The sequence below is a fragment of the Neobacillus sp. DY30 genome (assembly GCF_030123065.1).
GTDB lineage: Bacteria > Bacillota > Bacilli > Bacillales > Cytobacillaceae > Neobacillus.
In genome coordinates this window covers 2,493,536-2,519,779 of record NZ_CP126093.1, presented here as the reverse complement: position 1 = coordinate 2,519,779, position 26,244 = coordinate 2,493,536, and the positions used below count along the sequence as shown (strand labels likewise).

26 protein-coding genes and 2 pseudogenes are annotated in these 26,244 nt (G+C 37.6%); 7 read left to right on the top strand and 21 right to left on the bottom strand.

The window, feature by feature from the left end; all coding sequences use genetic code 11:
- Nucleotides 1-29: 29 nt before the first annotated feature.
- The 5 genes from QNH29_RS12040 to QNH29_RS12020 form a co-directional block, all read right to left on the bottom strand.
- Entirely contained in the window at nucleotides 30-1,364 is a 1,335-nt protein-coding gene (locus QNH29_RS12040; protein ID WP_283864996.1) for a Na+/H+ antiporter NhaC family protein, read from the bottom strand.
- A 139-nt stretch (nucleotides 1,365-1,503) separates the two neighbouring features.
- Nucleotides 1,504-2,043: a TVP38/TMEM64 family protein gene (locus QNH29_RS12035; RefSeq protein ID WP_283864995.1), complete on the bottom strand. Its 540-nt coding sequence runs from the start codon at nucleotides 2,041-2,043 to the stop codon at nucleotides 1,504-1,506.
- A gap of 241 nt (nucleotides 2,044-2,284) precedes the next feature.
- Nucleotides 2,285-4,072 carry an oligoendopeptidase F gene (gene pepF, locus QNH29_RS12030; protein WP_283864994.1) on the bottom strand — a complete coding sequence of 596 codons (1,788 nt, stop codon included), beginning with the start codon at nucleotides 4,070-4,072 and terminating at the stop codon, nucleotides 2,285-2,287.
- 203 nt (nucleotides 4,073-4,275) lie between these two features.
- Nucleotides 4,276-6,222 (bottom strand): lipoteichoic acid synthase, encoded by a 1,947-nt coding sequence (gene ltaS, locus QNH29_RS12025; protein WP_283864993.1) that lies wholly within the window; start codon nucleotides 6,220-6,222, stop codon nucleotides 4,276-4,278.
- Nucleotides 6,223-6,412: 190 nt separating this feature from the next.
- Nucleotides 6,413-7,042 (bottom strand): LysE family transporter, encoded by a 630-nt coding sequence (locus QNH29_RS12020; protein WP_283864992.1) that lies wholly within the window; start codon nucleotides 7,040-7,042, stop codon nucleotides 6,413-6,415.
- Between the two features lie 241 nt (nucleotides 7,043-7,283).
- Between QNH29_RS12020 and QNH29_RS12015 the strand changes: the two genes are divergently transcribed.
- Nucleotides 7,284-7,796 (top strand): DUF3231 family protein, encoded by a 513-nt coding sequence (locus QNH29_RS12015; protein WP_283865618.1) that lies wholly within the window; start codon nucleotides 7,284-7,286, stop codon nucleotides 7,794-7,796.
- Nucleotides 7,797-7,846: 50 nt separating this feature from the next.
- On the opposite strand, the gene QNH29_RS12010 is transcribed toward QNH29_RS12015, so the two are convergent.
- Nucleotides 7,847-8,704, bottom strand: a complete 858-nt coding sequence (locus QNH29_RS12010) for a manganese catalase family protein (protein ID WP_283864991.1) — start codon at nucleotides 8,702-8,704, stop codon at nucleotides 7,847-7,849.
- A 182-nt stretch (nucleotides 8,705-8,886) separates the two neighbouring features.
- Between QNH29_RS12010 and QNH29_RS12005 the strand changes: the two are divergent.
- Nucleotides 8,887-9,215: pseudogene (locus QNH29_RS12005) on the top strand (manganese catalase family protein); the annotation flags it as partial.
- A gap of 68 nt (nucleotides 9,216-9,283) precedes the next feature.
- Here the strand turns inward: QNH29_RS12005 and QNH29_RS12000 are convergent.
- The 4 genes and pseudogenes from QNH29_RS12000 to QNH29_RS11985 form a co-directional block, all read right to left on the bottom strand.
- Nucleotides 9,284-9,457, bottom strand: coding sequence for a hypothetical protein (locus QNH29_RS12000; protein WP_283864990.1), 174 nt, complete (start codon nucleotides 9,455-9,457; stop codon nucleotides 9,284-9,286).
- A gap of 16 nt (nucleotides 9,458-9,473) precedes the next feature.
- Nucleotides 9,474-9,755: pseudogene (locus QNH29_RS11995) on the bottom strand (PLP-dependent transferase); the annotation flags it as partial.
- A gap of 18 nt (nucleotides 9,756-9,773) precedes the next feature.
- Nucleotides 9,774-10,985 (bottom strand): GNAT family N-acetyltransferase, encoded by a 1,212-nt coding sequence (locus tag QNH29_RS11990; RefSeq protein WP_283864989.1) that lies wholly within the window; start codon nucleotides 10,983-10,985, stop codon nucleotides 9,774-9,776.
- Between the two features lie 145 nt (nucleotides 10,986-11,130).
- Nucleotides 11,131-11,337, bottom strand: coding sequence for a Fur-regulated basic protein FbpA (locus tag QNH29_RS11985; protein WP_283864988.1), 207 nt, complete (start codon nucleotides 11,335-11,337; stop codon nucleotides 11,131-11,133).
- 384 nt (nucleotides 11,338-11,721) lie between these two features.
- Here QNH29_RS11985 and QNH29_RS11980 point away from each other — a divergent pair, with 384 nt between their 5' ends.
- The gene (locus QNH29_RS11980) at nucleotides 11,722-12,507 is read left to right on the top strand and encodes an alpha/beta hydrolase (RefSeq protein ID WP_283864987.1); all 786 of its coding nucleotides are present in this window, start codon (nucleotides 11,722-11,724) and stop codon (nucleotides 12,505-12,507) included.
- Nucleotides 12,508-12,527: 20 nt separating this feature from the next.
- On the opposite strand, the gene QNH29_RS11975 is transcribed toward QNH29_RS11980, so the two are convergent.
- On the bottom strand, nucleotides 12,528-13,490 hold the full coding sequence (locus QNH29_RS11975; RefSeq protein WP_283864986.1) for a 2-hydroxyacid dehydrogenase: 963 nt from the start codon (nucleotides 13,488-13,490) through the stop codon (nucleotides 12,528-12,530).
- Between the two features lie 197 nt (nucleotides 13,491-13,687).
- Here QNH29_RS11975 and QNH29_RS11970 point away from each other — a divergent pair, with 197 nt between their 5' ends.
- The 4 genes from QNH29_RS11970 (at nucleotide 13,688) to QNH29_RS11955 (ending at nucleotide 16,452) form a co-directional block, all read left to right on the top strand.
- Entirely contained in the window at nucleotides 13,688-14,248 is a 561-nt protein-coding gene (locus QNH29_RS11970; RefSeq protein ID WP_283864985.1) for a tyrosine-type recombinase/integrase, read from the top strand.
- Between the two features lie 47 nt (nucleotides 14,249-14,295).
- A complete protein-coding gene (locus QNH29_RS11965; RefSeq protein ID WP_283864984.1) occupies nucleotides 14,296-14,796 on the top strand; it encodes a cation:proton antiporter regulatory subunit in 501 nt (166 codons plus the stop codon).
- A gap of 5 nt (nucleotides 14,797-14,801) precedes the next feature.
- Nucleotides 14,802-16,064 (top strand): cation:proton antiporter, encoded by a 1,263-nt coding sequence (locus QNH29_RS11960; protein ID WP_283864983.1) that lies wholly within the window; start codon nucleotides 14,802-14,804, stop codon nucleotides 16,062-16,064.
- 94 nt (nucleotides 16,065-16,158) lie between these two features.
- Nucleotides 16,159-16,452, top strand: a complete 294-nt coding sequence (locus tag QNH29_RS11955; RefSeq protein ID WP_283864982.1) for a hypothetical protein — start codon at nucleotides 16,159-16,161, stop codon at nucleotides 16,450-16,452.
- Between the two features lie 16 nt (nucleotides 16,453-16,468).
- Here QNH29_RS11955 and QNH29_RS11950 read toward each other — a convergent pair whose 3' ends face one another.
- From QNH29_RS11950 to QNH29_RS11905, 10 genes are all read right to left on the bottom strand, one after another.
- Nucleotides 16,469-17,284, bottom strand: coding sequence for an alpha/beta hydrolase (locus QNH29_RS11950; protein ID WP_283864981.1), 816 nt, complete (start codon nucleotides 17,282-17,284; stop codon nucleotides 16,469-16,471).
- A 151-nt stretch (nucleotides 17,285-17,435) separates the two neighbouring features.
- Nucleotides 17,436-18,284 carry a tryptophan 2,3-dioxygenase gene (gene kynA / locus QNH29_RS11945; protein WP_283864980.1) on the bottom strand — a complete coding sequence of 283 codons (849 nt, stop codon included), beginning with the start codon at nucleotides 18,282-18,284 and terminating at the stop codon, nucleotides 17,436-17,438.
- A gap of 40 nt (nucleotides 18,285-18,324) precedes the next feature.
- Nucleotides 18,325-19,755 carry an amino acid permease gene (locus QNH29_RS11940; RefSeq protein WP_283864979.1) on the bottom strand — a complete coding sequence of 477 codons (1,431 nt, stop codon included), beginning with the start codon at nucleotides 19,753-19,755 and terminating at the stop codon, nucleotides 18,325-18,327.
- A 25-nt stretch (nucleotides 19,756-19,780) separates the two neighbouring features.
- Entirely contained in the window at nucleotides 19,781-21,052 is a 1,272-nt protein-coding gene (gene kynU, locus QNH29_RS11935) for a kynureninase (RefSeq protein ID WP_283864978.1), read from the bottom strand.
- Nucleotides 21,053-21,097: 45 nt separating this feature from the next.
- Nucleotides 21,098-21,886, bottom strand: coding sequence for a 2-keto-4-pentenoate hydratase (locus QNH29_RS11930; protein ID WP_283864977.1), 789 nt, complete (start codon nucleotides 21,884-21,886; stop codon nucleotides 21,098-21,100).
- Between the two features lie 20 nt (nucleotides 21,887-21,906).
- A complete protein-coding gene (locus QNH29_RS11925) occupies nucleotides 21,907-22,686 on the bottom strand; it encodes a 2-keto-4-pentenoate hydratase (protein WP_283864976.1) in 780 nt (259 codons plus the stop codon).
- Between the two features lie 66 nt (nucleotides 22,687-22,752).
- Entirely contained in the window at nucleotides 22,753-24,219 is a 1,467-nt protein-coding gene (locus QNH29_RS11920; protein WP_283864975.1) for an aldehyde dehydrogenase, read from the bottom strand.
- Nucleotides 24,212-24,688 carry a RidA family protein gene (locus QNH29_RS11915; RefSeq protein WP_481858795.1) on the bottom strand — a complete coding sequence of 159 codons (477 nt, stop codon included), beginning with the start codon at nucleotides 24,686-24,688 and terminating at the stop codon, nucleotides 24,212-24,214. Before QNH29_RS11915 ends, QNH29_RS11920 begins: the two co-directional genes overlap by 8 nt.
- Nucleotides 24,689-24,707: 19 nt before the next feature.
- Nucleotides 24,708-25,718, bottom strand: coding sequence for an amidohydrolase family protein (locus tag QNH29_RS11910; RefSeq protein ID WP_283864974.1), 1,011 nt, complete (start codon nucleotides 25,716-25,718; stop codon nucleotides 24,708-24,710).
- Nucleotides 25,703-26,242 (bottom strand): 3-hydroxyanthranilate 3,4-dioxygenase, encoded by a 540-nt coding sequence (locus QNH29_RS11905; RefSeq protein WP_283864973.1) that lies wholly within the window; start codon nucleotides 26,240-26,242, stop codon nucleotides 25,703-25,705. Before QNH29_RS11905 ends, QNH29_RS11910 begins: the two co-directional genes overlap by 16 nt.
- Nucleotides 26,243-26,244: the final 2 nt, after the last annotated feature.

The following is a 26,244-nucleotide window of genomic DNA, read 5'->3' as shown; positions in this document are numbered from 1 at the left end:
GATCTTCAAAAGACCAGAGCGCAATCAATTTAGCTTACCTTTTCATCAACCATGTTGGAGGTAGTTTTTTCAACAGTTTTAGTTGTAAAACGTGGAAATCCAGTTAAAATCGCCAATACTCCACAAACCGCAATTAAAATCGGGTAATAAGAATATGTTAAAATACTGACTGGAGAAATACTTGCAACACCTGCAGCAACCAGTATTTGAGCACCATAAGGGATTAACCCTTGAATACTGCAAGAAAAAACATCAAGTAAACTTGCTGACCTGCGAGGGTCAATTCCGAACTTACCGGCAATATTTTTCGCAAGTGGTCCTGCAATTATAATTGAAATTGTATTATTTGCCGTTGATAGATCCGTTAAGCTTACGAGTCCAGCAATGCCAAATTCAGCACCTTTCCTCGATTTAATCTTGCTTGTTACCAAATGAAGTAAGTAGTCAATCCCGCCATTATGCTTAATGACTTCCACCATACCAGCAATTAAAATCGCCAGAAAGGCGATATCGAACATGCCGGCCATACCATCGCTCATTTTTTGAATAACTTCCATTAGTGTATAGGTGCCATCGACTAACCCTATTAAACCAGCAAATACAATTCCTAATGCAAGGACTAAAAATACATTAACCCCTGCCAAAGCAGCCACTAGTACACCTAGATAAGGCAGAATCTTGATCCACTGAAAGGATTGTTGATTGATATTGGCCTGTTGACCCATCGTTAATACGGAAAGAATGATACATGTAATAATCGCTGCAGGAAGGACTATTAGGAAATTCACCTTAAATTTATCTTTCATTTTTGTCCCCTGTGTCCTTACAGCTGCAATGGTCGTATCCGAAATAAATGACAAGTTATCACCAAACATTGCACCACCAATAACGGCTGCCATTGATAGTGGAAGAGATATATCCGTTTGCCCGCTAATACCAACTCCTATTGGTGCCAGCGCTACGATTGTTCCCATACTTGTCCCCATTGACAAGGATATAAAACATGCAATGACAAAAATTCCAACCATTAAGAGATTTTGAGGTACGATGGAGAGCGCCAGATTGACAGTGGAATCAACTGCCCCCATCCCTTTCGCTGTTTCGGAAAAAGCACCAGCTAGCAGGAAAATCATCACCATTAGCATTATATTTGACTCTCCTGCACCTCTTGTGAAAATTTCCACCTTCTGATTAAATGATTCTTTCCTATTCATTGTCAGTGTTACTGCTACTGCGATTACAATCGCAACAAGAACTGGAAATTTATAAAAATCGCCCGTGATAATTCCGGAACCGATAAATAATACTAAAAATACCGCAAAAGGAATTAGCGCCCATGGATTCCCTTTTTTGCTTGTACTCATGGAAAACACTCCTCTCTTATTTTCTTACACAAAAAAACCTCTTCTTTCAAAAAAGAGGTTTTACTATCTATTTTTACACGCAATTATTAGGGTACAATAATTTTTATCATTGTGCAAGGTGTGAAATTAATTGGCACAGTTAATTTGCTTGTTTTCTTGTTTTCTGTTTTTTCCTAATACGAAAAAAGACAACAACTCCAACTAGGACTAGTGCAATCCCAAGGAGGATATTATGTTCCATATTCCCCTTCATTAAACCAGCAGGTATCAATGATAACACAAAGAAGAAGATTAGATTTCCAAACATCGTCCCAACAATAAAATGTTTAAATTTAATCGAACTTAAGCCACTGAGAATATTGATTAAGCTTGTTGGGACGAAGGGGATTATACGTGCTTGGAAAACAAAGAGCAGTCCATTTTCCTCCATCTTTGATAATAGTTCTGGGTTTGTCTTTTTCTGCACCCAATCATTAAAAAAATAACGGCTTCCAAAAAACCAGATTCCCGCAGCGATAAGACTTGTAAACCAACTCCAAATTAGACCATTAAAGAACCCAAACAATGCATAGTTTATTGTGATGATAATGATAAGAGGGATAATTGTAAATGAATTTTGGATTACCATGATGATAAAAGTAAAGAAGAATTTTGAAAATGTTGTATTTTTTAGAGACATGATGATTGAATCTAAATCCCCTTCCCTAAGCAGGCGGAAGGTTTCGGTATTATGAGTAACTAAGAAAATGATCAATATTATCCCAATCAAGGAAATTATTCTTTTCCAAATATTAATCACCTATTTTCATAATAAGGTAATCTTGTATGAGTAAATATATTCCTATACCTATCATACCATGCGAAAATAATCCATGATAAAAAAAGATGCCACAAAAAATTTGCGACATCTTTTTTTACATTTATAGTACTGCAAATTCTTCTACCAGTTCGCTAAACTTTTTCATTGCGTTTTGTATTGGAACTGGGGTGGTTAAATCGACTCCAGTCTTCTTTAACAGCTCGAGAGGGTAATCACTGCTTCCGCTTCTTAAGAAGTTTAGGTAGGATTGTAATGTTTCTGAATCACCATCTAGGATTTTCGTTGCTAACTGTATCGCTGAGGCATAACCTGTTGCGTATTTATACACATAAAATGGACGATAGAAATGCGGAATTCTCGACCAGCCAAATTTCACTTCTTCATCAAACACGAATGCCTCACCATTGTATTCTCTGAATAATTGTTCATAGGTTTGATTAAAAACCTCCACATTTAATGGTGTACCATTCTCTGCAAGCTCATGCGTGATTTTCTCGAATTCGGCAAACATTACCTGTGTAAAAAAGGTACCTTTAAATTGATCAATAAAATGATTCAATAAATGTTTCCGTACCTCAAGGTTCTTTTCAGTATTCAACAAATAATTAATTAATAAGATTTCGTTAACTGTAGATGCTACTTCGGCGACAAAAATACTGTATCGCGCAGTAATTTGAGGTTGGTGCTGTGAGCTTAATTTACTATGAACACCATGGCCGCACTCATGGGCGAGTGTAAATAAACTGTCTAAATCATCTTGATGATTTAATAAAATAAAGGGATGAACTCCGTAGATTCCCAAATTATAGGCGCCAGACCGTTTGCCTGGAGTCTCACGGACATCAATATAACGTGCATCCTTGAATTCTTTTAAAATGGATACATACTCATCCCCAAGTGGAGCCAAAGCCTTTATCATCGTCTCATAAGCTTCCTCATAAGGTATTACTTGTTTCACGCCCTGTACTAAAGGAACGGACATATCATACTGGCGAAGTTCATCTACCTGTAATTTTTCCTTACGAATTTCTGTGTATCTGTGTAAAGGAGCAATATTTTCTTTCGTTGCCTTTATTAAGTTCTCATAAACTTCCTTAGGCACCATATCGCCGAATAATGCTTTCTCTAACGCCGAAGGATATTTTCTGATTCTCGCCATCGTAACGTTACTTTTTATCGCTGCGGAAAGTGTACTCGCTATGGAGTTTTTCAATTCAACATAAGGTTTATAATAGGCTTTATATGCCTCTCTTCGTTTCTCCCGATCCTCGTTCTCGATTAATTTCGAGTACATACCTCTTGTCAGCTGAACCTTTTCTCCATTGTCAGTTGTAACATCACCAAACTTTATATCTGCGTTATTGATCATACCAAAGGTTGTACTTGGAGCAGCCAGAGCTTCCCCTAATTGTGATAATACTTCTTCCTGGTCTTTAGTAAGGACATGCGTTTTGTAGCGGAAGGATTCATATAAATCCTCCTCAAAATACTTAAGGCCTTCCTCTTCTGCTATATAGCTGCTTAAGGTCTCTTTATCTAAACCTAATAAGTACGGCATAAAAAAAGAGGTTGATGCACTTACTTTCACACTTAATCCTTTAGCCCGGTCTAATAGTGATTGTGAACTGGCCTCCCTTGTATCCTCATCTACCTTCAGCATGCTGTAGGCATAGACATGATTAAAGGTATAGGATAACTCTTCTCGTTGTTTAAGGTATTGAAATAGACTTTTACCGTCATTTATCGCCCCATCAAATTGTTTTAGTTTTTCAGCCATGTTTTCAACGAGCTTAAGATCGCTTTCCCATTTAGATAAATCGGGATAAATGTCTTCAAGGTTCCATTTTTCATTTATCGGTACTTCATTTCTGGAAGTATAAGTCGTCATAGGGCCCCTCCTTAATTACATAAGTAACTATTAGTAAATATTCGACGGATTCATTTTGTAGACCCGCCGACCTCTTTTTCATCTATTTTCCAATAATACTTGAATAAGTGCAAATAGAAAACGTATCGATTTATGTATTTTGGAAAATATTATAAAAAAAAAACAAAAAAGACTGTTTAGGATTCCCTAAACAGCCAACTTGATTATTCTTCACTTTCTTGAATTGTTTTGTAATTGTATTTGGTTCGGTCAATTGGTGTAAAGTTTTCAGGAGTATAGAAACGTAATAAGTCTCCGTTTACGACTTTATCAGAAAGAGCAAGTTTATTTTCTACGATATTCTGAAGATTCACTGCCTCTTCCATCCTTGATTCATCTATATTTAAGCCGGTAGCGGAGTCATAGAACTTGCCACCTACGGATGAAATGGTTGGACTCATAAAGCTTCCGTCACGGAAAGGTACAAGGTCGTCATGCTGTTCAGATAATAAATCAGTTCCAAACTGAACATAATCCTTTGTATCGATTCCTAATAAGTGAAGGAGTGTAGGAAGAATATCAATTTGTCCACCATATTCGTGGTTAATTCCACCCTCCATACCAGGTACGCGGATAAAGAAAGGTACACGTTGTAAACCGGCACTATCAAAATCCGTAATTTCTTTTCCTAAAACTTGTTCCATTGCTTTATTATGATTTGCTGAAATACCATAATGGTCACCATACATGACAATAATAGAATTATCATACAGACCTGACGCCTTTAAATAGTCAAAGAATTGTCTTAATGCTTCATCCGCATAACGAGCTGTTTGGAAGTAGGTATCAACAGATTTATCACCTGTAGTATGCGGTGCAATCGTTGCTTCTTCTTCAGCAAGCGGGTAAGGATAATGATTTGTAACAGTTATAAACTTGGTATAAAAAGGCTGAGGTAATGATTCCAACATTGGAATAGATTCCTCAAAGAAAGGCTTATCCATAAGGCCGTACTCTGCTAGATCTTCAGGATTCATACTATAGTAATTTTCATCAAAAAAGTGACTATATCCAAATGATTTATAAATCTCATCACGGTTCCAAAAGCTTCCTGAATTTCCGTGGAAGACAGCAGACGTATAGCCGTGTGTCGCTAGAATCGCCGGTGCTGCTTGGTACGTATTTAACCCTTTTGTAGTAAAAGCAGAACCCTGCGGTAAACCATATAATGAATTTTCTAGGATAAATTCTGCATCAGCTGTCTTACCTTGCGCCGTTTGATGGAAGAAATTATCAAAATAAAGTGTGTTTTGATCCTTTGTTAACGAATTAAGGAACGGTGTTACTTCTTCACCATGCAACTTATAATCGATAAGGAAGTTTTGCATAGATTCTAAGTGTAAATAAATCACGTTCATACCTTTTCCTGCACCAAAGTATTTAGGATTAGGATCAGCGTAATTAGATTTTGTGTAGTTAATCACTTCAGTCATATCGTCGCTATTAGCCATAACACGTTGTGCCGAAGCTTTTGTACTCTTAACTGCGTCATAAATCGTGTAGTTGTACATTCCTAAATATTTCACAATATAATTTCGGTCAAATCCTCTTGTCAACAATTGAGGACGATCACTTTCAGCTAGTCCTAAATTCCCGCATGAGATAGCTAAGGATAGGGAGAAAACAGCTGCCACTTTTCTACGGTTCATATCTTTGAACTCAACTTTCACAATTCGGAAAGCAAGTAAAACAACCAAAAGAATGATATCAATAAAGAATAAGAAATCATAAGGTTTTAAAAGTGTTACGACACTTCCGCTTACGTCCCCAAAGTTTTGGGTTTGTGTTAAAGTTGGTAATGTAATAAAGTCATTAAAGAATCTGTAATACACCACATTTGCAAATAAAAGAAAAGATAAAAAGAAATCAATAACTAGTAATGCAATATATTTTTTACGTCCTTTAAATAGTAATGCAAAACCTAAAAACAGTAGTGATGATCCTAATGGATTCACAAATAAAAGAATTTTTTGTAATGTATTTTCAATTCCTAAATCAAATTGAGTTAATTGAGCTAAATATGTTTTCATCCAAAGAAAGAAAACAGCCAAAAAGAAAAAGCCAATATATTTATTAAAAATACCCTGACTCCTTTGAGCTAAGTTATTCATTTTGTTGCACCTGCCTTTTAACAAATATATCAATTACGTTTTTATGAGTTTATAAACTACATTAATCTATCATTTATGTTAACAGTTAAATATGAACAATTTATGAACATATTCGAAATAAAATAATTCAACACAAATGAGAATTATACGCATTATTTAAAAAAAGTCAAGTTTCCCTTCCAACACTTTGCTAAAAGAGCGCATTTATCCCTTGATAGCCAAAGTAGATACCAAATAAAACGAGGGAAGCTCCTGAAATAATCGAGATTGCGATTAAACTTTTTACCGTCAGTAATTTTCGAAAACCCGTGGTAAGTGCTGCTACAAATACATCCCATATAGTTAACCCAAGAAAAATCATACTGCTATAAATTAGAAGAGATTCTGTTCCGCTTGTTTGAGTCGTCTTTGCTAAGACAGAACCATAAATCCCTAACCAAAATAAAACGGATAATGGACTTGTAATCGACATAATAAACCCTGTAAAGAAACACTTCGTTAATGATTCTTTCTCTCTACTATACGTCAGTGTAATAGTATTTGCATTTTTGATACTTTCAACACCTGCATATATCAGTATAAATCCTCCAAACAGCCATAGAAATATCTGAATAATTGGAATGCCTAAAAATTGAACCATTCCTAAATAAACAAGTAGCATAAAGAAACAATCCGCCACCATCGAACCTGCACCAACTACCCATGCATGCCAGAAACCATTCTTTATTCCCTTATCCAGACGCGCCGAATTCACAGGGCCAATTGGAGCTGCCAGCGTAAAGCCCAAAATGATATAACTCACTAATATGCTGATACTCAAAAAAAACCACTCCACTCCACCTTTATCTCAACTTGTACATTTTATGTAAATTATAGAGACACATGTCCAAAAATTTTCGAATGTGACAGGAAGACAGATTGACTTTTTGTTTACTAAGAATAAATAGTAGAAAAGATAAAAAATTAATGAGAAGGCCTCAAAATGGAAACCCTATTGATGTGCTTTAAGAAAGGTGGCACTCAAAATGAATAAATTCACGTACACACTAAGGAGGGCAACAATGGGAATTTTAAGTGGAAACCCTAAAGAAGAGCCTTTACACTACGGCGAGGTATTTGATTTGTGGTCTTCTGTTTTAGCAGGGAATGCAAAAATTGCTGGATATCAAACCGCTTTAAACCATGCTGGTGATGATGATTTAAAGAAGTTATTAGTAGAAGCCATTGAAAATTGCCAACAGGAAAAAAAGCAAGTAGAAGAACTATTAAAAGAAAACGGCATTGGCTTACCTCCTGCATCACCAGAGCCGCCTGAAGCTTGTTTAGAAGATATTCCAGTAGGTGCTCGAATCCTTGACCCTGCTATAGCTGCTGGCCTTTCTGCAGATATTGCTGCGGGTCTCGTATTATGCAGTCAAGTTATAGGTAAATCGATTCGGGAAGACGTTGCCATGATGTATGGCCAATTCCACGTTCAAAAAGCTGCACTTGGAGCCAAAGTACTTCGTTTAAATAAAGAAAAAGGCTGGCTCATTCCGCCGCCACTACATTTAAATAAACATGGCGATTGTTAATTAAACCACAAAAAAAGGATGAACACTTCTGTGTCTCATCCTTTTTAACATTAACGACCTAAATCACTGATACCAGGGCTATGCTCGTTCGGCATTTCAGGCATAACAGGAACCGGATAACCTTGCGGCGGCGGTACTACTTGTAATGTTCCAGAATCTCTGCTAGGTGATTCACCTTGGAAGATCGTACCAATTAGTGTTTCATCAAGTCTGAAGTTAAATTGAGCATTGTGGAAGCCCATCTCTACATATTTACGGCACTCCGGGTACTTATTAATGTCATAGTTCGGGACTGGGAAGATTTTACCCCAATTCACACCTAAAGTCTCTAGTGCTTTAGCAAAAGCATTTTGGTGTGCATTGTCTCGGACAATTAAGAAAGCCAGAGTTTCTCTAAACGTTTTATTTGAGCTCATTTCATAAATTCGTGTTTTTTGCAAGACACCAGTTGATTCTAATACAACATTATCCAATAAATCACTGATTAAATTTCCATGACTATATACATAATTACCAGTCCAAGGATTTCCACCGGCATCAACTGGAAGTGAACTTTGAGCGCCCATAATAAAATGATGCGGGTTAGCGTGTTCTTTAACGGCTTCTTCTAACGGCGCCCCCATGCTTCCTCCTGCCCCAACTGCTTCTTCCCCTGAACCGTTCAGGAGTTGATTGATGGTCGTTTGCACGAGTTCAACATGGCTTATCTCCTCAAGGAATATCCCTCTGATTAAGTCACGGTATTGCTTCTGATTACCTCTGAAGTTGGAGCTTTGGAAGAAAAACTGCATCATCGTACGCATTTCACCGAATCTTCCACCTAATGTTTCTTGAAGGACTTTGGCTGCAGCCGGATCCGGTTTGTCTGGAACAATCATATTGATTAGGTCTTCTCTATAGAAATACATCAACATCCTCCTATGTAAAAATATTACTCATTTAGGTTTTCCAGATAAAATTCTATTATCCACTCTATTTATACTCCTCATTGAAAAAGAAGCACCTATATTTCCTAGTCTGAATAGAATAGTTTGACAAAAAGAGAGAGTAGGTGCCTGATTGTTTTATCACATTAAAGAACTGCAATACCAGAGACACCATGCACCAAAATCAGTGGATTGCTGCTTTAAAAAATTAGAAGAAAAAGAAAATATCGTTGTCCCAAATACGTTCCCAAGGCATCTTGGAAAACGAGAAGTATCCCACGTGTTATTTAACTTTTCACAAGGAGATGAAAGTGCAATGGGCCACTGGGCATAAGGTCCAAGCATGGACGGTGAAGGTGTATTCCAGTATGTTTCACAGCCGCAGCCATTAGCTAAGAAACCAAAACTAAAACCAGCCCCTCCTTATATACATGACACACCTCCTGCCGTCATTCAAGATATGGCTGGCCCTGTTCCTCCAAACATGTGTTAATCGTATAAATTTATCCTTAAAAAGAAAGATGGCTGAAGATATTCAGCCATTTTTACTGGAATGCTATGTTATTCACTATCTTTAGAATCCTCTTGATAATGTTCATTTAAATATGCGTTTTCAGTTGTAGCAAAGTTGACTGAAAGCAAACTCATTTCCGGGTCTAGTCCATATAATCCTTTTAAAGACTTTTTAACATTCTCTCCGCTTTGAAATTGAGGTTCTTTTTCATTATCCTTCATTACTATCACCTTTTTCTTATTCACTTAATGCTTGATTTAAGTCTTCAATTAATGCATCAGCATTTTCCAGCCCGACTGCAAGGCGTATTGTTCCTGGACTAATATGTTCTTTTAGCAATTTCCCTTCATTATTCCCTAGTTTAGGAGATAATATTAGACTTTCGAAAGAGCCCCAGGAAACACCTATCTTAAATAACCTCAACTTGTTAATTCCTATTTTCACATGATAAAAATGAGCTTCCTTTAACTCGAAGCTCATCAATCCGCTGTATCCAGACAAATGGCTTTTTCCTACATGATAATCGTTTTCCTCTGCTTAGTAGTAGTCTGAAAAATAGGGAGTCTGTCTCCCAATAATATTCTCTAATGCCTCTATAGCCTGTTCATCCCCCTTTATCAGGGAAATAGCTGCCAAGTAAGATGGTCTTTTATAACTTAGTAACATTGTTGTAAGTGTTTGTATATTAAGTGAAAGAGCAGGTGTAGTCTCACTTTCAATAAGTTTACCCTGACCATCTCTAGTAACAAATAACGTAAAGGTCCCTTGATTCCATTCCAGCATCGGATCTTCAAGCTTAAAGGTTATGGTCTTTTCTATTCCTGTTCCTATAAATGGATACTGCTCTATAAACTGTTTGATATCTACAATTCGTGCCATAAAATAAGGAGAAATCGTTTCTTTGATATCGCTGTCTTCGAGCCAAAAGGCTAATGGTTCATTCATGAAAATATTTCCTACAACCTTTGACACCATGGAAAAATGTGCTCCAATGAAATTCCATAGTCCTATACGTGCTTCTTGATCCATATAGACCATTTCTTTAATATGGAGAACATCCTCTGAAATCCAATACAAAAGATATCCATGCGGCTGGTGTGTGTGATCATAATATACAGCAGCCGTTAACTCATCCACATCCCATCGCCAATATTCATCCCATGCTAAATCATTTCGTATCATCGCTGCGTGCATCGTACTAGAAAAAAGTTTATATACCGTTCTTACATCCGAATGCTCAATAGGCAGCCTTTCCACATAACCAGGAACTTTCTTTATTTTTGGTAACTGTACATCTCTCACTTCAAAGGTCATTTTATCCGAAATGATCTCCCAGCCTCTCCGTCGATAGTATGGAATGGAATAAGGAAATAAATAGGAAATAGATTGTTTTCTTTGCTGCATATCAGCAAGAGCTTGCTTCATTAATTTATACATAAGTCCCATATTCGCGTATTCTGGATAGGTCCCTACTCCGGTCAACCCGCCCATTTCAAATGCCCGTCCAAAAATATTTACTTGAAAAGGGTAAACAGCCAGTTGGGAGATAAGCTTCTCGCCATCAAACCAGCCAATTACATCTGCCTGTTCAAGTACCGGTTTTTTCGCTAAAGCGATTTCGCGTTCTTCCCAGCCAACCACTTGTAAATCTTTCTTCGTAACTTGAAACACATATCGTAATAACTCATTAAACTGTTGGAAGTGCTTTGTTTCCACTTTCCCCATTTTGAGCCTGTCTAGTCGACTCATACTTATATACCTCCAAAAATTAACTTCATTCATTTAAATTATAGTGTTTGCCTAATGGTGGATTAGAATTCCCTAAAAAATAGCAATTCATCATTGTTACAATAAGAGACCTCCAAATTAGGAGGTCTCTAGTCGAAAGCTCAACTTAAGTTGTTTTTTTCACCCAATGTAAGGATTCTAGTTCACTATGAGGATGTTGATCCCAAATAAATTTCTTAAATTCGTTTTCTAGGTCTGTTAGAGATAGCTCGAATAAATGTTGTTCATCTTTTTTATAAACACCAAAGGCAATAAGTTTGTTCATTAATTCTAAACGTCGATGTTCCACAGCTTGTCGAAGAATTTTTCCCACTTTCAACTCTCCTTTATAATTTGCAGTAAAAAGGAATAAAAAAAAGCTCCTCTATATTGCACAATAAGCAAAATTAAGAGGGGCCATTGGTTGACCAATAGGCTTACTATTAAACTATTCCTTTTCTTTTCATATATTACCTACTTGTTTACTCGGGATTGAAACTATAGTCTAAAATATACTTTGTAACCTGGATATTGTCAAGACTTTTTTAAATTTTTCGACTTTATAATTAAAACCAACTTGACACATCGGAATTATAGGTATATCTTAAAGGTACATAATAATAATTTGCCGATTTGACAGCAAAAGGCACCTCTCAATAACCAGGAGGTGTTTTTTTCATACTATCTTCTACTAATGATAAAGGAAGGAGTTTAACAAATGATTGAACAATACCCCGTGTTACAAGGAGCTGACCCGTTTTTCTTTAAAGGAAATGAAATTGGAATTTTAATTTCACATGGTTTTGTAGGAACACCACAGAGTGTTAGTTATTTAGGCGAATACCTTGCATCTGAAGGATTCACAGTCTTCGGAGTTAGATTGAGTGGGCATGGTACACATTATGAGGATCTTGAAAGGTGCAGTTATCACGAATGGATTAAAAGTATTGAAGAAGGTTACAATTTTCTAAAACAACATTGCCGTGACATCTTCGTCATAGGACAGTCTATGGGTGGTACTCTAACACTAAATCTATCTCAAAAGTATAAGAATATTAAAGGAATCATGTTAATCAATCCGGCAATCAACTCCATACCTCCAATGGAATGGTATAAAAATAAACACATCCCCCGTTTTGTTCATGAAGGAGAACCCGATATAAAAGCAAAAAATGTTCATGAAATCACGTATACAAAAGCACCAGTACGTTCCATGCACCAGTTATTTGCTTTAATGGCAGAAACGAGGGATAAGCTTCCAGATGTTACTTGCCCCGTTCTTGCTTTTCGTTCAGAAGAAGACCACGTCGTACCGCCTGAAAACACAGATTATATTTTGTCTTCCATTCAATCAGAAATAAAAGAGGTGGTTCCATTATATAATTCTTATCATGTTGCTAGCATGGACAATGATAAAGAGTTAATTGCTCAACATTGCAGCTTATTTATTCATAAACTTTCAAGTAATGTTTTTAAAACGACAAATAAAACAACCTCGCCTTAAAATAGGCGAGGTTTACTTCCCTATTTTCTTATTAAGTTTGGCGGTATTTCTCCTTGTAACCCGGTCACTAAATTTTCTGCCGCTGTCATGGCCATTTTTAATCGAGTTTCATAGGTGGCCGAGCCAATATGTGGAAGCGTAACAACATTCTTCATCGATAGAAGCGGGTTATCTTTACTCACGGGCTCTTGAACGAATACATCTAATCCTGCACCATGTATATGCCCCTTTTGTAATGCTTGAATCATCGCTTCTTCATCCACAGTTCTCCCTCTTGAAGCATTTATGAAAATCGCCGACTCTTTCATAAACTCGAATTCTTTTTTCCCAATCAAATTTACGGTCTCTGGAGTTAAAGGTGTCATCAAGCAGACAAAATCAGACTTCTTTAGCAATTCCTCCATTGTACAGTATGTAGCACCATATTTTTCTTCAGCATCTTCGTTACGGGAACGATTATGATATAAAATCTCCATATCGAATCCAAAATGTGCTCTTTTTGCCACAGCGGACCCAATACCGCCCATTCCAATAATCCCCAGCACTTTATGATGCACATCGACCCCAAACCACTTCTCTTCAAGACCTGATTTCCATTGACCCGATTTAACCCATTGATCTAATTCTGGAATTCTTCTAGCAGCAGAAAGAATTAATCCCATAATGGTATCTGCTACCGTGTCATTTAGAACATCTGGGGTATTAGTCGCCATGATTCCCCTCTTAGTTAAAGCGGCCATATCCAGATTGTCGTAACCGACAGATATATTGGAGACTATTTTCAATTGTGGTGCGTGATTCAATAACTCTTTGTCTACTTTTAGCCCCGAGCCCAATAAACCATGGGCATTCTTTAATTCTTCAAGAAATACAGGATAGATTTCTGAATCCAGTTCCTCAAAATAAATAATCTCACAACTGTCTGCAATATAATCCAAAATTCTCGTATCCGCTTTTTTATAAACAATTACTTTTGGCTTCATTGTATAATCTCCATTCGTTAAACTATCTTGTATTTAATTATAAAGTAATAAAACCTTGCGATAAACAAATAATGAATTTAAATTATCATTTTAATACTGATTTAAAAGGGATATTTGTATAGTTATGCATAAAATTTGAATGTTACATAATACCATGATACAATAATATTATGTAACATGGATGAAGGAGATTTTTTATGGAGTATGTTGAAGCTCTAAGGGACATCAAGCAGATTAATTCAATTAAAAAGTATTTAAAAAAGCATTCAGAGCGAGATTATCTCCTGTTTGTTTTTGGCATTAACACGGGATTGAAAATTACTGAAATGCTGGATATCAAGGTTGGCGATGTATTAGAAAAAGATGACTGTATTAAGAATTTTTATTCCTATCCACATCATGAAACGATGAAGGAAATTTATTTGAATTCTAAAGTCAAGCAAGCCATTCTTCACTATATCCAAAATGAACATTTAAACGTTGCAAATTACTTGTTCAAGTCTACTAAAACTGAAAAACCGATTACTCGCCAGCAAGCCTACCGAATTATACATCAGGCAGCAGAAGCCATTGGAATACAAGGTAAAATTGGGACGAATTCCATGCGTAAAACCTTTGGATATCATGCCTATAAACGTGGAATTGCCATTTCCATTCTGCAGAAGCATTTCAACCATTCAACCCCTTCCGAAACACTAAAATATCTTGGAATTTCAAAAGATGAAAAAATTAGGACTGAAATTGATGTCAACTTATAGGCAGAACACTCTTATCCATGTACAAATTATTTGAGGAGGAAGCAATAATGAACATTCGCGAAATCGAGCTCCCTGGCATTGGGAAGAAATTTGAGGCAATTACAAATAATAAGGATAAGCTTGTGATTATCATTCACGATGATGGTAGAAGAGACATTTATCATTTTGATCAGGAGGATTACGAGGAAGCAATCGCTAGTACTACCTTCAATGATCAGGAAGCAAGACAAATTGCAGCCATAATTGGTGGAATGACATACGCGCCAAAAGCATTAGAAACGATAGAAATGGCATTTGATGATTTAGTGATTGAATGGTTTAACGTCGAACCTAAAGCAGCAGCTGTTAATCAAACCATTGGACAGCTAAATATCCGTCAATCTTATGAAGTAAATATTATTGCCATTATTAAACGTCAGAATCATAAAAAAATTCATACTCCGGGTCCTGAAACTCTTTTAGAAGAGGGCGATACAGTGATCGTGTCTGGGGAACGCAACCAAGTAAAAAGGATCGTTAAAGAAGTACTCTCAAGAAGGGACGGGTGATACTTGTGACGAATCATTTAGTTTTTGAAGTCGGTACCGCATTAGTCTTAGTTGCGTTTACTGCAGTATTAGCAGGAAAATTGAAATTCTCAATCATCCCGTTTCTTATCCTCTTAGGGATGGCTGTAGGTCCGCATGCTCCTCAAATCGGTATTATTGATCTTACCTTCATTAAAAGCTCAGAAATTATAGAGTTTTTCGGTCGAATCGGCGTTTTATTTTTACTATTTTATTTAGGTCTTGAATTTTCAGTGGGAAAATTAGTTCGATCCGGACGGTCAATTGTGGTAGGCGGTTCCATTTATGTAGCACTTAATTTTACTTTAGGTCTAGCTTATGGCTTTGCTACTGGCTTTCCTATTATGGAAACCTTAATCATTGCAGGTCTCCTAAGTGTATCCTCTAGTGCGATTGTCGCAAAAGTTCTCGTCGATTTAAAAAGAACTGCCAATTCGGAAACAGAATTAATCTTAGGGATTATTTTGTTCGACGATATATTCCTTGCTTTATTCCTTTCGGTAATGTCTGGACTATTGCTAGGCGGCTCGACTACTATTGGCGGAACAATCCTATCCGTTCTGATTTCACTTGGATATATGATTCTCTTTTTTGTAATTGCTCGAAAAGGGGCACCTATTCTCAATAAACTACTAAACATTAAATCTAATGAAATATTTATCCTCGTCATTTTTGCTTCTTTATTTTTTATCGCTGGATTTTCAGAAAAACTACATGTTGCCGAGGCCATTGGCGCATTATTATTAGGTTTAGTTTTCTCTGAAACGGAACATCGTGAACGCATAGAGCATCTAGTCATCCCTTTTAGAGACTTCTTTGGAGCGATCTTTTTCTTTAGCTTCGGATTAAGCATTGACCCCTTCAGTTTAGGAGGAGCGGTTTGGCTTGCTGTCGGTGCAGTAATCCTAACCATCATTAGTAACTTTGTTGCTGGAATGATTTCCGGGAGAAAAGCTGGTTTGTCTCATAAAGCATCCTCTAATATCGGATTAACTATCGTTTCAAGAGGTGAATTTTCGATTATTGTTGCTAATTTAGGACTTGCAGGAGGATTACTTCCAATCCTAAAACCTTTTACGGCTGTATATGTATTGATATTGGCTATTATTGGGCCGCTGTTAACGAAAGAATCCAAAAATATCTATCTATTTTTCAATAAGATTTTCAAATGGGAAAAAGGGAAATCAGCAAAAAAGAAAATTTCTATTCCCGCACATCCAAATGAAAAAGAGGATAGTCCTGGACTTTAAAATGTGAAAAAGCTAACAAAATGGACTAAATAACCATTTTGTTAGCTTTTTCAACTATATTTTTTATAGCAAAAAAAGTTAAGGAGGATCTCCATTGACCATTGAGCAGGGTATCATCCTATTAACGTATCTATTATTGTTAGTCTTATCCTATCAGATCATATTTCTTATCAATAAAAAAGAAGACAATAAAAGATTCTTAATTATTAGCACGTCCTATAAACATGCCTATACTATCCTGTTTTTTGGGATTCTGATCGTTTATACATTGATTAAACATCCTAGTGTTCATTTGGAGTCGCAAACAATTAGTTATCTGATTCTAGCGAGTAAGTATCTCTCGGTGATTACTTTAGCAGGAAGTATTTTTCTGTTAAGCAAAAAATAACCGAAAACGAAAATTTTCAAAGTCCTTTTATCCATCGGCCAGCCATTTCAATCCAATTGACAACTTCTGGCTGAATGTGCATTTCGTTATCTACTCTTTTCGTTTCTTCCGTTCCAAGGGATAATCCATGGACTCCATTCGGATAAATGTGCATTTCCAAAGAAACTTTATTATTTAAAAGTGCCTCTGCAAACGTAAAGCTATTTTCAACAGGAACGGCTATATCCGTAAAAGTATGCCATAAGAAAGTTGGAGGGGTATTAGCCGTAACCTGTTTCTCCAAAGATACCAAGTTAAGATATTCGTCATCTTTACACTTTTCCCCTAATAAAGCTTCAAAACTACCACGATGTGCATTTTGCCCTGATGTTATGACTGGATAGCAAAGGACTAAACCGTTTGGAGTAATTTGTTCTTTTGAGAGTTCAAGCTTGTTGGTTAAAAACTCCTTGTCCCAGAAAACACCAAGACTTGCTGCCAAATGACCTCCAGCTGAAAAGCCCAGAACAATTATTTTATTAGTATCTACATTCCACTCTTCTGCATGGTCTCGTACCTTACATACAGCCTTCGCCAATTGACATAGTGCAGTAGGAAATACAGAAGGTTTTACACTGTATCTTAAGATACAGGTATGAAATCCCATACCATTTAAGCGGATAGCCACTGGTTCCGCCTCTCGATCTGATGTAAATCGATACCCTCCTCCTGGACAAATTACAATCATTGGACGTTTACGGTTTGCATCTATATCTGGAGAATTATCTAGTATGTATGTGTACAAAGTTGCAGTATCCTGTTCATGTGTTATTTCTATTTTTTCATGAAGCACAATATCTCACCTTTCTTTTTAGATTTACATTATATTTTACTTGAAAGAACCGTAACTTTGTAATCTTTTCTAAATATTCAATAAAAATTGAAACCACACAAAAAGCACCCGTATCGGTGCTTTTCATTTTGCTTATTTTTTAATGAATTTTCTATAACTTTGTTCTTAAGCTCCAAAGTTCAGGAAAGAAATGCTGGTCTAGAACTCTTTTTAAATAGGTTACTCCAGATGATCCTCCTGTCCCCTGTTTATGGCCAATAATTCTCTCTACCGTACTCATATGATTGAACCGCCATAACTGCTGTTGATTCCCAATATCGACTAATTTTTCAGCCAGCTCGTATAAATCCCAATATTGGTCAACATTACGGTAAACTGTCAGCCATGCTTCTTCAACACTTTCATTCGGTTCATAGTTTTTAGACAAATCGCGATTTAAGACCTCGTCATCAACAGGAATTCCACGAGCAACAAGCGCATGGATCGCTGCATCATAAATACTTGGTTTATGAAGAGCATCTTGCATTTTTTGGTAAAGTTCTGTTTGATGCTGATAGACTGCTAGAGTATGAGCATTTTTGTTACCTAATGCAAATTCAATCATTCGATTCTGATAGGACTGAAATCCGGAAGATTGACCAAGCTTATCCCTAAACTCCAAGTACTCAGAAGGTGTCAAAGTTGAAAGGACACTCCATGATTGAATCAACTGCTGCTGAATTCTTGAAACACGCGACAGAATTTTAAAGGAAGGTTCTAAATCATTCTGGCGAATATACTTAATCGCTTCTGATAATTCATGAATAATTAATTTCATCCATAATTCACTTGCTTGGTGGATGATAATAAATAACATTTCATCATGGTGATCAGATAACCGGTGCTGACTATCTAAAATCTTATCAAGGTGCAGATAATCACCATATGACATTTCTTTTTGGAAATCTGTTTGAATCGTTTTTTCCAAACCGCTGCTTATGTTTTTTTCTGGTGTATTCATGTAAAATTCTCCCCTGTTCTTATGTTGTCCTAATGTAGAGTTAATTTATATTCTCATTTAAAATATCATTCGTATCATTTCCTGATTTTTGAGTGTTGGATCCTTTTTTAAAAAAGAAATAAGCAGCCGTTAAAAACAGTAACCACGGAATTCCGAATTGAAGCATAATTTTAAAATCTGTAAACCATGTTGTTATCATTAAACTCAATAGTAGTACTGCTCCTGCGATCGTTAAATAAGGAAAGCCAATCATTTTTACAGGCAATTTACGGCCATTTGACTTCTCCCACTTTCTCCTGAAAAATAAATGGGATACAAACACCATAAACCATGTAAAAATAGCACCGAACATTGAAATCCCCATCATAAACGCATAGGAGGAGCCTGGTAATAATGCATTTACTGCAGCTGCAAGGAAAATCCCTAAAGTAGAAACTCCAAGAGCCTTTAACGGTACTCCTTTTTTGTTTAATTTACTTAAAAATGCAGGAGCGTCATTACCTTGTGATAATGAAAACATCATTCTTGTTGATGCATAAAGTTGACTGTTCATTGCGGATAATGCAGCAGTTAAAATAATAAAGTTCATAATACCGGAAGCACCGGGGATATTTAAGAGTTCCATTACTTTTACAAAAGGACTTTCTTCCACACCGGCGGATTTCCAAGGAACAATCATTAACATAATTCCAATAGTAATAATATAGAATGTAGATAATCGGAATACCGTTGCTTTCAGAGCTTTTGGCACCGCAACGTCGGGATCTTTAGCTTCCCCAGCGGTAACCGCTATCATTTCTGTTCCTAAAAAGCTAAATAATGAAATAAAGATTGCGACCCACATCCCCCACCAACCAAAAGGCAGGAAACCTCCGTCATTTACAATATTCTCAGGTCCCATATTCGGCTGAGCTGAATTACCAAATAAAACATAAGATCCTAAAAGTATGAAACCAACTATTGCACTTATTTTGATCATCGAGAACCAATACTCAAAAGTGGCAAAGGTATTTACGCTTGTGGCATTTACATAAATTAATACACCCGCAAACAACAAAATCCAGACGAATCCAGGAACATCAGGGAACCAGTACTTCATATAGACAGCAATGGCACTCACTTCTACCCCGACCGCAAGAACGTTTGCTATCCAATAGGAATAGCGGACAAGAAAACCAGCCAGCGGGCTAACATACTTTTCTGAAATGGTGCCAAAGGACCCCGACGTTGGGTGAGCAACCGTCATTTCGGATAAACACCCCATTAATAGTAATACAATAAATGCACCAATTGCATAACTGAGTATTACACCCGGTCCAGCAGTACTAATGGCAAGACCGCTTCCAAGGAATAAACCCGTACCAATGGCACACCCCATTGCAATCATCGTTAGCTGCTTGGTTTTTAATTCACGCTTCAATCCCTTTTCGGATTCATTGCCTTTATTTAAATGAGTAATTTTGTTCCCCATATAGTTCCTCCTACTATTAGTAATTTTATGCTACGACCTCTCGTTCATTTGCGAACTTTTCATATTGTCTTTCTTCCATAATTTTCTTTAGAATTTGTACTACTTCCCATACCTCACTATAAGAGGTGTAAAGAGCCACTGGAGCTAGACGAATAATATTAGGTGCGCGGAAATCAGGAATAATACCATTTTCTTTTAATGCCTTGCAAATCCGTGCTGCTTCTTTATGCTCTAGGCTCACATGACCTCCTCGGCGCACATCTTCCTCCGGGTTCCCTATGCTGAAGCCCATATCGGATAACTCTTGCTCTAACAAGTCCATCAAGAATCGATTAATTTTTAATGACTTTTCCCGTATATTTTCAATACCCGCTTCTTCAAAAATCTCCAAGGCACCTAGTAAAGGAGCAAGACTTAAAACATGTGGTGTGCCAATTTGATAGGCTCCTGCTGATTCAGCAGGTGTTAACCTATGTTCCATATCGAATTGTTTCTCTTTATTAGAACCAAACCAGCCCGCAAGTCCAGGAGCAGTTCCAAAGTGTTTTTTGTTTACATATAATCCGCCAACACTTCCTGGACCACCATTTAAATGCTTATAATTGCACCAATAGGCAAAGTCAACACCCCATTCACTAAACGAATGTGGTATGGCACCGATGGAATGGCAGCCATCAAAACCGATTAAGATCCCTCTTTTATTCGCCTCAGCTGTTAGACGCTTCATGTCTAAGATTTGACCGCTTCGGTAAAGTACAGTCGGTAAAATGATGAGTGCAATGTCTTCGGTCATTGCCTCGATAATATCCTCTTCATCTAAGAAACGGCCATCACGGCTTTTTACACGAATAAGATGTGTATCCGGATCAAATCCATGTATGCGAAGCTGGCTTTGAAGAGCATAAATATCAGATGGAAAGGTTAATTCGTCAGCAAGAATTTTTAACTTCTTTCCTTCCGGCTTATAAAAAGTAGCAACAAGTTGATGCAAATTTACCGTGGTCGAACCCGTTACAATGACTTCATCCGAAGAAGCACCTACTAAAGGTGCCATCATCTCTCCTAATCTTTCTGATAAAAAAAACCATGGGTGTTTCCCTTTTGTCCATCCATCAATTCCATGTTCTTTCCAATCATTTAATGATTCTAAGAGAGTACGTTCCGCTCTTTTTGAAAGAAGACCCAAAGAATTTCCATCCATATAAATTGTATTTGGTTTTATGTAAAATTCCTCTCTAAATCTGTTCAAGCTGTCAGTTCGGTCTAATTGTTTGGCATACTCTAATGTTAATTCCATTTGTATCCTCTCCTCTACATTTATTTCTATCTACATTCTATACTATTATATACAAGAGAATGATACACTGCCCAGTTCTGCAAAATCTACCAAAATGGTATCTCCAGCTTGAAAGCTAATCGCTTCCGTAATGGCACCACTAAGAACGATATCACCTTTTTTTAAGCCGCGTCCCGTTTCTCCAAGCTTATTTACTGCCCAGGCTACCGCTACAGCAGGATTTCCTAATACTGCAGCACTTGTGCCGACAGTGGCCACTTCTGAATTTTTGGACATATATACACCAATTTCTTTAAGGTCAAGAGATTCAGGATACTTCCATTTGTTTCCGACGATAAATTTTGAAGATGAACAGTTATCAGCCACAACATCAACCAGAGTAAACTTGAAATCTAAATAACGACTATCAATAATCTCAATAGCTGGTGCCACATATTTTGTAACACTTAAAATATCTTCCGCTGTAACAGATGTCCCTTGGATATCTTCATCAATAAAGAAGGCAATTTCAGGTTCTGCCTTTGGATGGATGAAACTGCTATAAGGTACGGGCTCCCATTCTGTGGCAAGCATATCATCCATTAGATATCCATAAATCGCTTCATGGACCCCCATCATTTCTTGCTTCGCTTTACTTGTTAACCCGAGTTTAACACCAATTCGTCGAAGTCCTTCCTGTTCTTTTTGCTCAATCAATTTTTGTTGGATTTCATATGCCTGCTCAAATGTTAAGGCCGGGTATTTTGTCGTAATTTTTTCGACTTCCCGTTTTTCCTTTTCTGCGTCTAAAAGGTATTTTACAATTTCTTGTTCTGTTCCTTGCATCAGTTTCATGTATAAAGCCTCCTTTTTGTTTACTCGAATGTTACAGAAACAGTTCCCAATAAGCCGAAATGTGCTGAAATCTTATCTCCCTCTTTTACAGGAACTGCACCAGAAAGTGCTCCTGGAAGAATCAACTCACCGGCTTTTAAATGGATGCCAAATTCATGTAATTTATTCGCCAACCAGGCAACTGCTTTTGCAGGGTGTCCTAACGCCGCTGTTCCAGCTCCTGTGGCAACTATTTCATCATTTTTATAAAGGACCATTCCCTGGGTTCGTAAATTAAAGCCTTCTATTGTACTCAATTTATTCCCAACAACTACTCTTGCAGATGATCCATTATCCGCCACTGTATCTTCTAATCTAATTTTCCAATCAGCTATACGGCTATCAATGATCTCAATGGTCGGCACTACATATTTTACAGCCATTAACACGTCTATATAATTCACATTTGGTCCTACTAAGTCCTTATCTAAAATAAAACCAATTTCTGCCTCGACTTTTGGACTGATGAATTCACTGATCTTGACCTTTTCACCATCAGAAATCCTCATAGTATCTAATAGGTGGCCGTAATCAGGTTCATCAACTCCGAGCATCTGCTGCATGGCAGTGCTTGTTAGACCCACTTTCTTCCCAATAATCTTATGTCCTTCTTTTATCTTTCTTTCAATTACTTTAAGCTGTATAAGGTATGCATCACGAATATTAAGGGTAGAAACCCCCTCAGACAGAGGCATTACTGGCATTTGACTATTCTCTGCCCTAATTAATTCAGCTGTAATCGAATCTAAGAAACTACTCATTATATCCACCTGCCTTTTTATCATTATAGGAAAAAGTGGCCATGCAGCCACTCTTTCCCTAATCTCTTACAATTTCATGGTAATCGTTTTAGCCTCCGTGTAGAATTCGAAACTATGACGTCCGCCTTCCCTGCCAATACCACTAGCCTTCGACCCGCCAAAAGGCGTTCGTAAGTCTCGATAGTACCAACAATTAATCCAGAATAAGCCAGAATTAATCCGATCTGCTACACGATGGGCACGCCTCAAATCATTTGACCATACAACACCAGCCAACCCGTAAATCGAATCATTCGCAATTTGAATCGCTTCCTCTTCTGTTTTAAAAGGAATAACCACTAACACCGGCCCGAAAATTTCTTCCTGCGCTACTCTCATTTTATTATCGACATCATAGAGTACGGTTGGCTCGTAAAAATTACCTTCTGTTAAACCTTCTACGCGCTTTCCGCCTGTAGCAAGCTTTGCACCCTCCTCTAAGCCAATCTGAACATATTTGTCAACAGTTTCTAAATGATTAGTGGAAATAAGGGCACCCATATCCGTATTTGCATCCAGTGGGTCTCCAACTTTTATTTTCTTAACAGTTGTTACCAATTTATCAAGGAATCGTTCGTAAACGGTTTCCTGTACCAACAGCCTTGAACCTGCAAGACAGATTTCACCTTGATTTCTAAAAATCGCTTCAATCGAACCTTGGACTGCTTCATCCAAGTCAGCATCATCGAACACAATATTCGCTGATTTTCCGCCTAATTCCAGTGAAACTGGGATTAACTGTGAGGCTGCATTTCTCATGACTGTTTTACCGGTTGTACTTTCACCGACAAAAGAGATCCTGCGTACAAATGGGTGGGTGGTCATTGCTGTCCCCACCGTTGAGCCTGGTCCAGTAAGAATATTCAAGACTCCTGGCGGAAGGCCAGCTTCATTGGCAATTTCACCCAACATGACAGCACTTAACGGAGTATAAGATGCTGGTTTCACAATGACCGTATTGCCTGCAGCTAATGCTGCAGAAACTTTCCAAGTCATTTGCATGAATGGCAGATTCCAAGGAATGATTAAACTTGTTACTCCAGCTGGAGCATACTGCGTATAGCTCATATGCTTGGATTGAGGATAATGCTCATGATGAATATACTTTGCCATTTCAGCAAAGAATCGTAAATTTGAAGCCGCTCTTGGTATATCAAAATCTCTACTTTCCTTTATCGGCTTTCCCACATCTAATGTTTCCAGCAGTGCAAGCTCATCAACACGAGCCATAACAAGGTCAGACATTCGACAAAGAATCTTAGCTCTCTCTTCAACTGGCATTTTGCTCCAAATACCAGATTCATAAGTCGTTTGTGCAACTTGAATCGCATTTTCAACGTCATGCACACTGGCACTTGCGACTGAAGCTAACTTTTGATTTGTTGCCGGATTAATAGTGTCAAAGGTTTCCCCTGAACTAGCATTTACATATTCTCCATTAATAAATAGTTTTGCATCGTCAATCTTAAGCTGTTTTTCAAGCAACTTACTCATTTTGAGCACCCTCCTCAACTTCTATAATCATCTCAACCTCTACCGCATTATTGTGTGGGAGCTGTGCCATCCCAACAGCTGACCTGCCGTGTCTGCCTTTTTCTCCAAATATCTCAACCAACAAGTCTGAGGAGCCATTCATTACTTTTGGCTGGTCAGTAAAATCAGGAGTACTGTTGACAAAACCAAGGATCTTGATCACTCTTTTCACTTTGCTAAGGTCGCCGAGTTCATGTTTAATAACGGCTAAAAGATTGAGCATGCACTGTCTAGCAGCCTGATATCCTACTTCGATTGATACATCTTCACCCAATTTCCCACGGAATTCATTTGTCCCCTGACCTGAGGTAAATAGAAGATTCCCTGTCCGAACACAGCTTACATAATTTCCAGATGCAGGGCGTAGAGCCGGAAGCTCCAAGCCCATCTGCTGTAATTTTTCTTCTGGTGTCATGACTATTTCTATCATCTACTCATCTCTTTTCCTACTAAATTGGTTGACTAACCGGTATATTTAAGAATCTTAGTGCATTTTCACCTAACATTGCTCTTCTTTCGTCTGCTGTAAGGGATAAAGTATCATCAATAATCTTTCCAGGAGGTGTCTCCCTAAGCAGGAATGGGTAATCAGATCCCATGATAACTTGGTCTGCTCCGAATTTTTCAACTAGGAATTTAATATTCACGGGATTATTTACGATAGAATCATAGAAAAATTTCTTGGCATAAAAACTTGGAGGCTGCTCCGTCAACTGTAGATGCGGCCATACATTCCACCCATGATCGAGGCGGGGAAGAATATATGGCAGTGAGCCGCCGCCATGGGAAATACAAATTTTTAATCCCGGAAACTTTTCAATGACACCGCCTAGAATTAAACTTGCAGCAGCTAAAGCCGTCTCACTTGGCATCCCCACTGTGTACATTAGGTTATGTTTGGTCAACCGGTCTCTGCCCAATGTTTCCCATGGATGCACGAATATAGGAACATTCCACTTCTCACACATCGCAAAGAAATCTGTTAAGGATTCATCATCTAAATTTTTCCCATTAATGTTCGTGCCGATTTCAATTCCCTTTAACCCAAGCTTATGAACACAACGGTCTACTTCACGAAGGGCAGATTCCACATTTTGCAGAGGAACTGTCCCAAGTCCAATAAACTTTGTTGGATGTTGAGCCACCGTCTCCGCGATAAAATCATTTTGAAATCTTGCCATGATTTCAGCTTCTTCTATCGGTGCCCAGTAAGAAAACGTTACTGGAATTGGCGAGAGAACCTGTACATCTACATTTTCTTTTTCCATATCAAGAATCCGCTTCTCTGGACTCCAAACCTGGTCAGTCACTTCACGAAACACTTTTCCTGCAACCATAATGTTGGCGCCGCATGAGCAAGTTGGCTGGAGAATTGGCCATCTATCATTTTGGTATTTTGCAGCAAAGTCCGGAAATTTTTCAGGAATGATATGCGTGTGAAAATCTACTCGCATTTCCATTCACTCGCTTCTTCTGCCATGACATGTCTACAATTCTTACAAGTACGAAGCTCTACATTACTGTTAAATCCATTAATTGCCTCTTTTACCTGTACTTCAATATTTGACAATTGGACAGTAACACGGTGCATTTCAGAATCACATTGCTCACAGAACCAAACAAAATCCTCTAATTCACCGTCTGCTCTATCACGCTCAATTACAATTCCGATTGTATCGGCGACACGATGCGGAGAGTGAGGTACATTTGGAGGTAAATGGAATACCTCTCCTTCCTTCACTGTAATGACTTCTCTTTTACCCTCTGCATTGATAATTTCAACAAAACAATCACCTTTTAATTGATAAAAAATTTCTTCCGATGGATCAACGTGAAAATCACGTCGTTTGTTAGGCCCGCCAAGGATCATAAACATTAGCTCCGAATCCTTCCAAATGACTTTATTATTAACCGGCGGCTTTAATTGTTCCTTATGTTCTTCGATAAATCCCCATAGGTTTATTGGTTTTAATGAATTTGTCATGA

Coding starts and splice junctions, on each gene's coding strand:
- QNH29_RS12040 (WP_283864996.1), bottom strand. CDS start 1,364: ATGAGTACAAGCAAAAAAGGGAATCCATGGGCGCTAATTCCTTTTGCG.
- QNH29_RS12035 (WP_283864995.1), bottom strand. CDS start 2,043: ATGTCTCTAAAAAATACAACATTTTCAAAATTCTTCTTTACTTTTATC.
- pepF (WP_283864994.1), bottom strand. CDS start 4,072: ATGACGACTTATACTTCCAGAAATGAAGTACCGATAAATGAAAAATGG.
- ltaS (WP_283864993.1), bottom strand. CDS start 6,222: ATGAATAACTTAGCTCAAAGGAGTCAGGGTATTTTTAATAAATATATT.
- QNH29_RS12015 (WP_283865618.1), top strand. CDS start 7,284: ATGGGAATTTTAAGTGGAAACCCTAAAGAAGAGCCTTTACACTACGGC.
- QNH29_RS12010 (WP_283864991.1), bottom strand. CDS start 8,704: ATGTATTTCTATAGAGAAGACCTAATCAATATGATTGTTCCAGACAAA.
- QNH29_RS12000 (WP_283864990.1), bottom strand. CDS start 9,457: ATGAAGGATAATGAAAAAGAACCTCAATTTCAAAGCGGAGAGAATGTT.
- QNH29_RS11990 (WP_283864989.1), bottom strand. CDS start 10,985: ATGAGTCGACTAGACAGGCTCAAAATGGGGAAAGTGGAAACAAAGCAC.
- QNH29_RS11980 (WP_283864987.1), top strand. CDS start 11,722: ATGATTGAACAATACCCCGTGTTACAAGGAGCTGACCCGTTTTTCTTT.
- QNH29_RS11975 (WP_283864986.1), bottom strand. CDS start 13,490: ATGAAGCCAAAAGTAATTGTTTATAAAAAAGCGGATACGAGAATTTTG.
- QNH29_RS11970 (WP_283864985.1), top strand. CDS start 13,688: ATGGAGTATGTTGAAGCTCTAAGGGACATCAAGCAGATTAATTCAATT.
- QNH29_RS11965 (WP_283864984.1), top strand. CDS start 14,296: ATGAACATTCGCGAAATCGAGCTCCCTGGCATTGGGAAGAAATTTGAG.
- kynA (WP_283864980.1), bottom strand. CDS start 18,284: ATGAATACACCAGAAAAAAACATAAGCAGCGGTTTGGAAAAAACGATT.
- QNH29_RS11940 (WP_283864979.1), bottom strand. CDS start 19,755: ATGGGGAACAAAATTACTCATTTAAATAAAGGCAATGAATCCGAAAAG.
- kynU (WP_283864978.1), bottom strand. CDS start 21,052: ATGGAATTAACATTAGAGTATGCCAAACAATTAGACCGAACTGACAGC.
- QNH29_RS11930 (WP_283864977.1), bottom strand. CDS start 21,886: ATGAAACTGATGCAAGGAACAGAACAAGAAATTGTAAAATACCTTTTA.
- QNH29_RS11925 (WP_283864976.1), bottom strand. CDS start 22,686: ATGAGTAGTTTCTTAGATTCGATTACAGCTGAATTAATTAGGGCAGAG.
- QNH29_RS11920 (WP_283864975.1), bottom strand. CDS start 24,219: ATGAGTAAGTTGCTTGAAAAACAGCTTAAGATTGACGATGCAAAACTA.
- QNH29_RS11915 (WP_481858795.1), bottom strand. CDS start 24,688: ATGATAGAAATAGTCATGACACCAGAAGAAAAATTACAGCAGATGGGC.
- QNH29_RS11910 (WP_283864974.1), bottom strand. CDS start 25,718: ATGGAAATGCGAGTAGATTTTCACACGCATATCATTCCTGAAAAATTT.
- QNH29_RS11905 (WP_283864973.1), bottom strand. CDS start 26,242: ATGACAAATTCATTAAAACCAATAAACCTATGGGGATTTATCGAAGAA.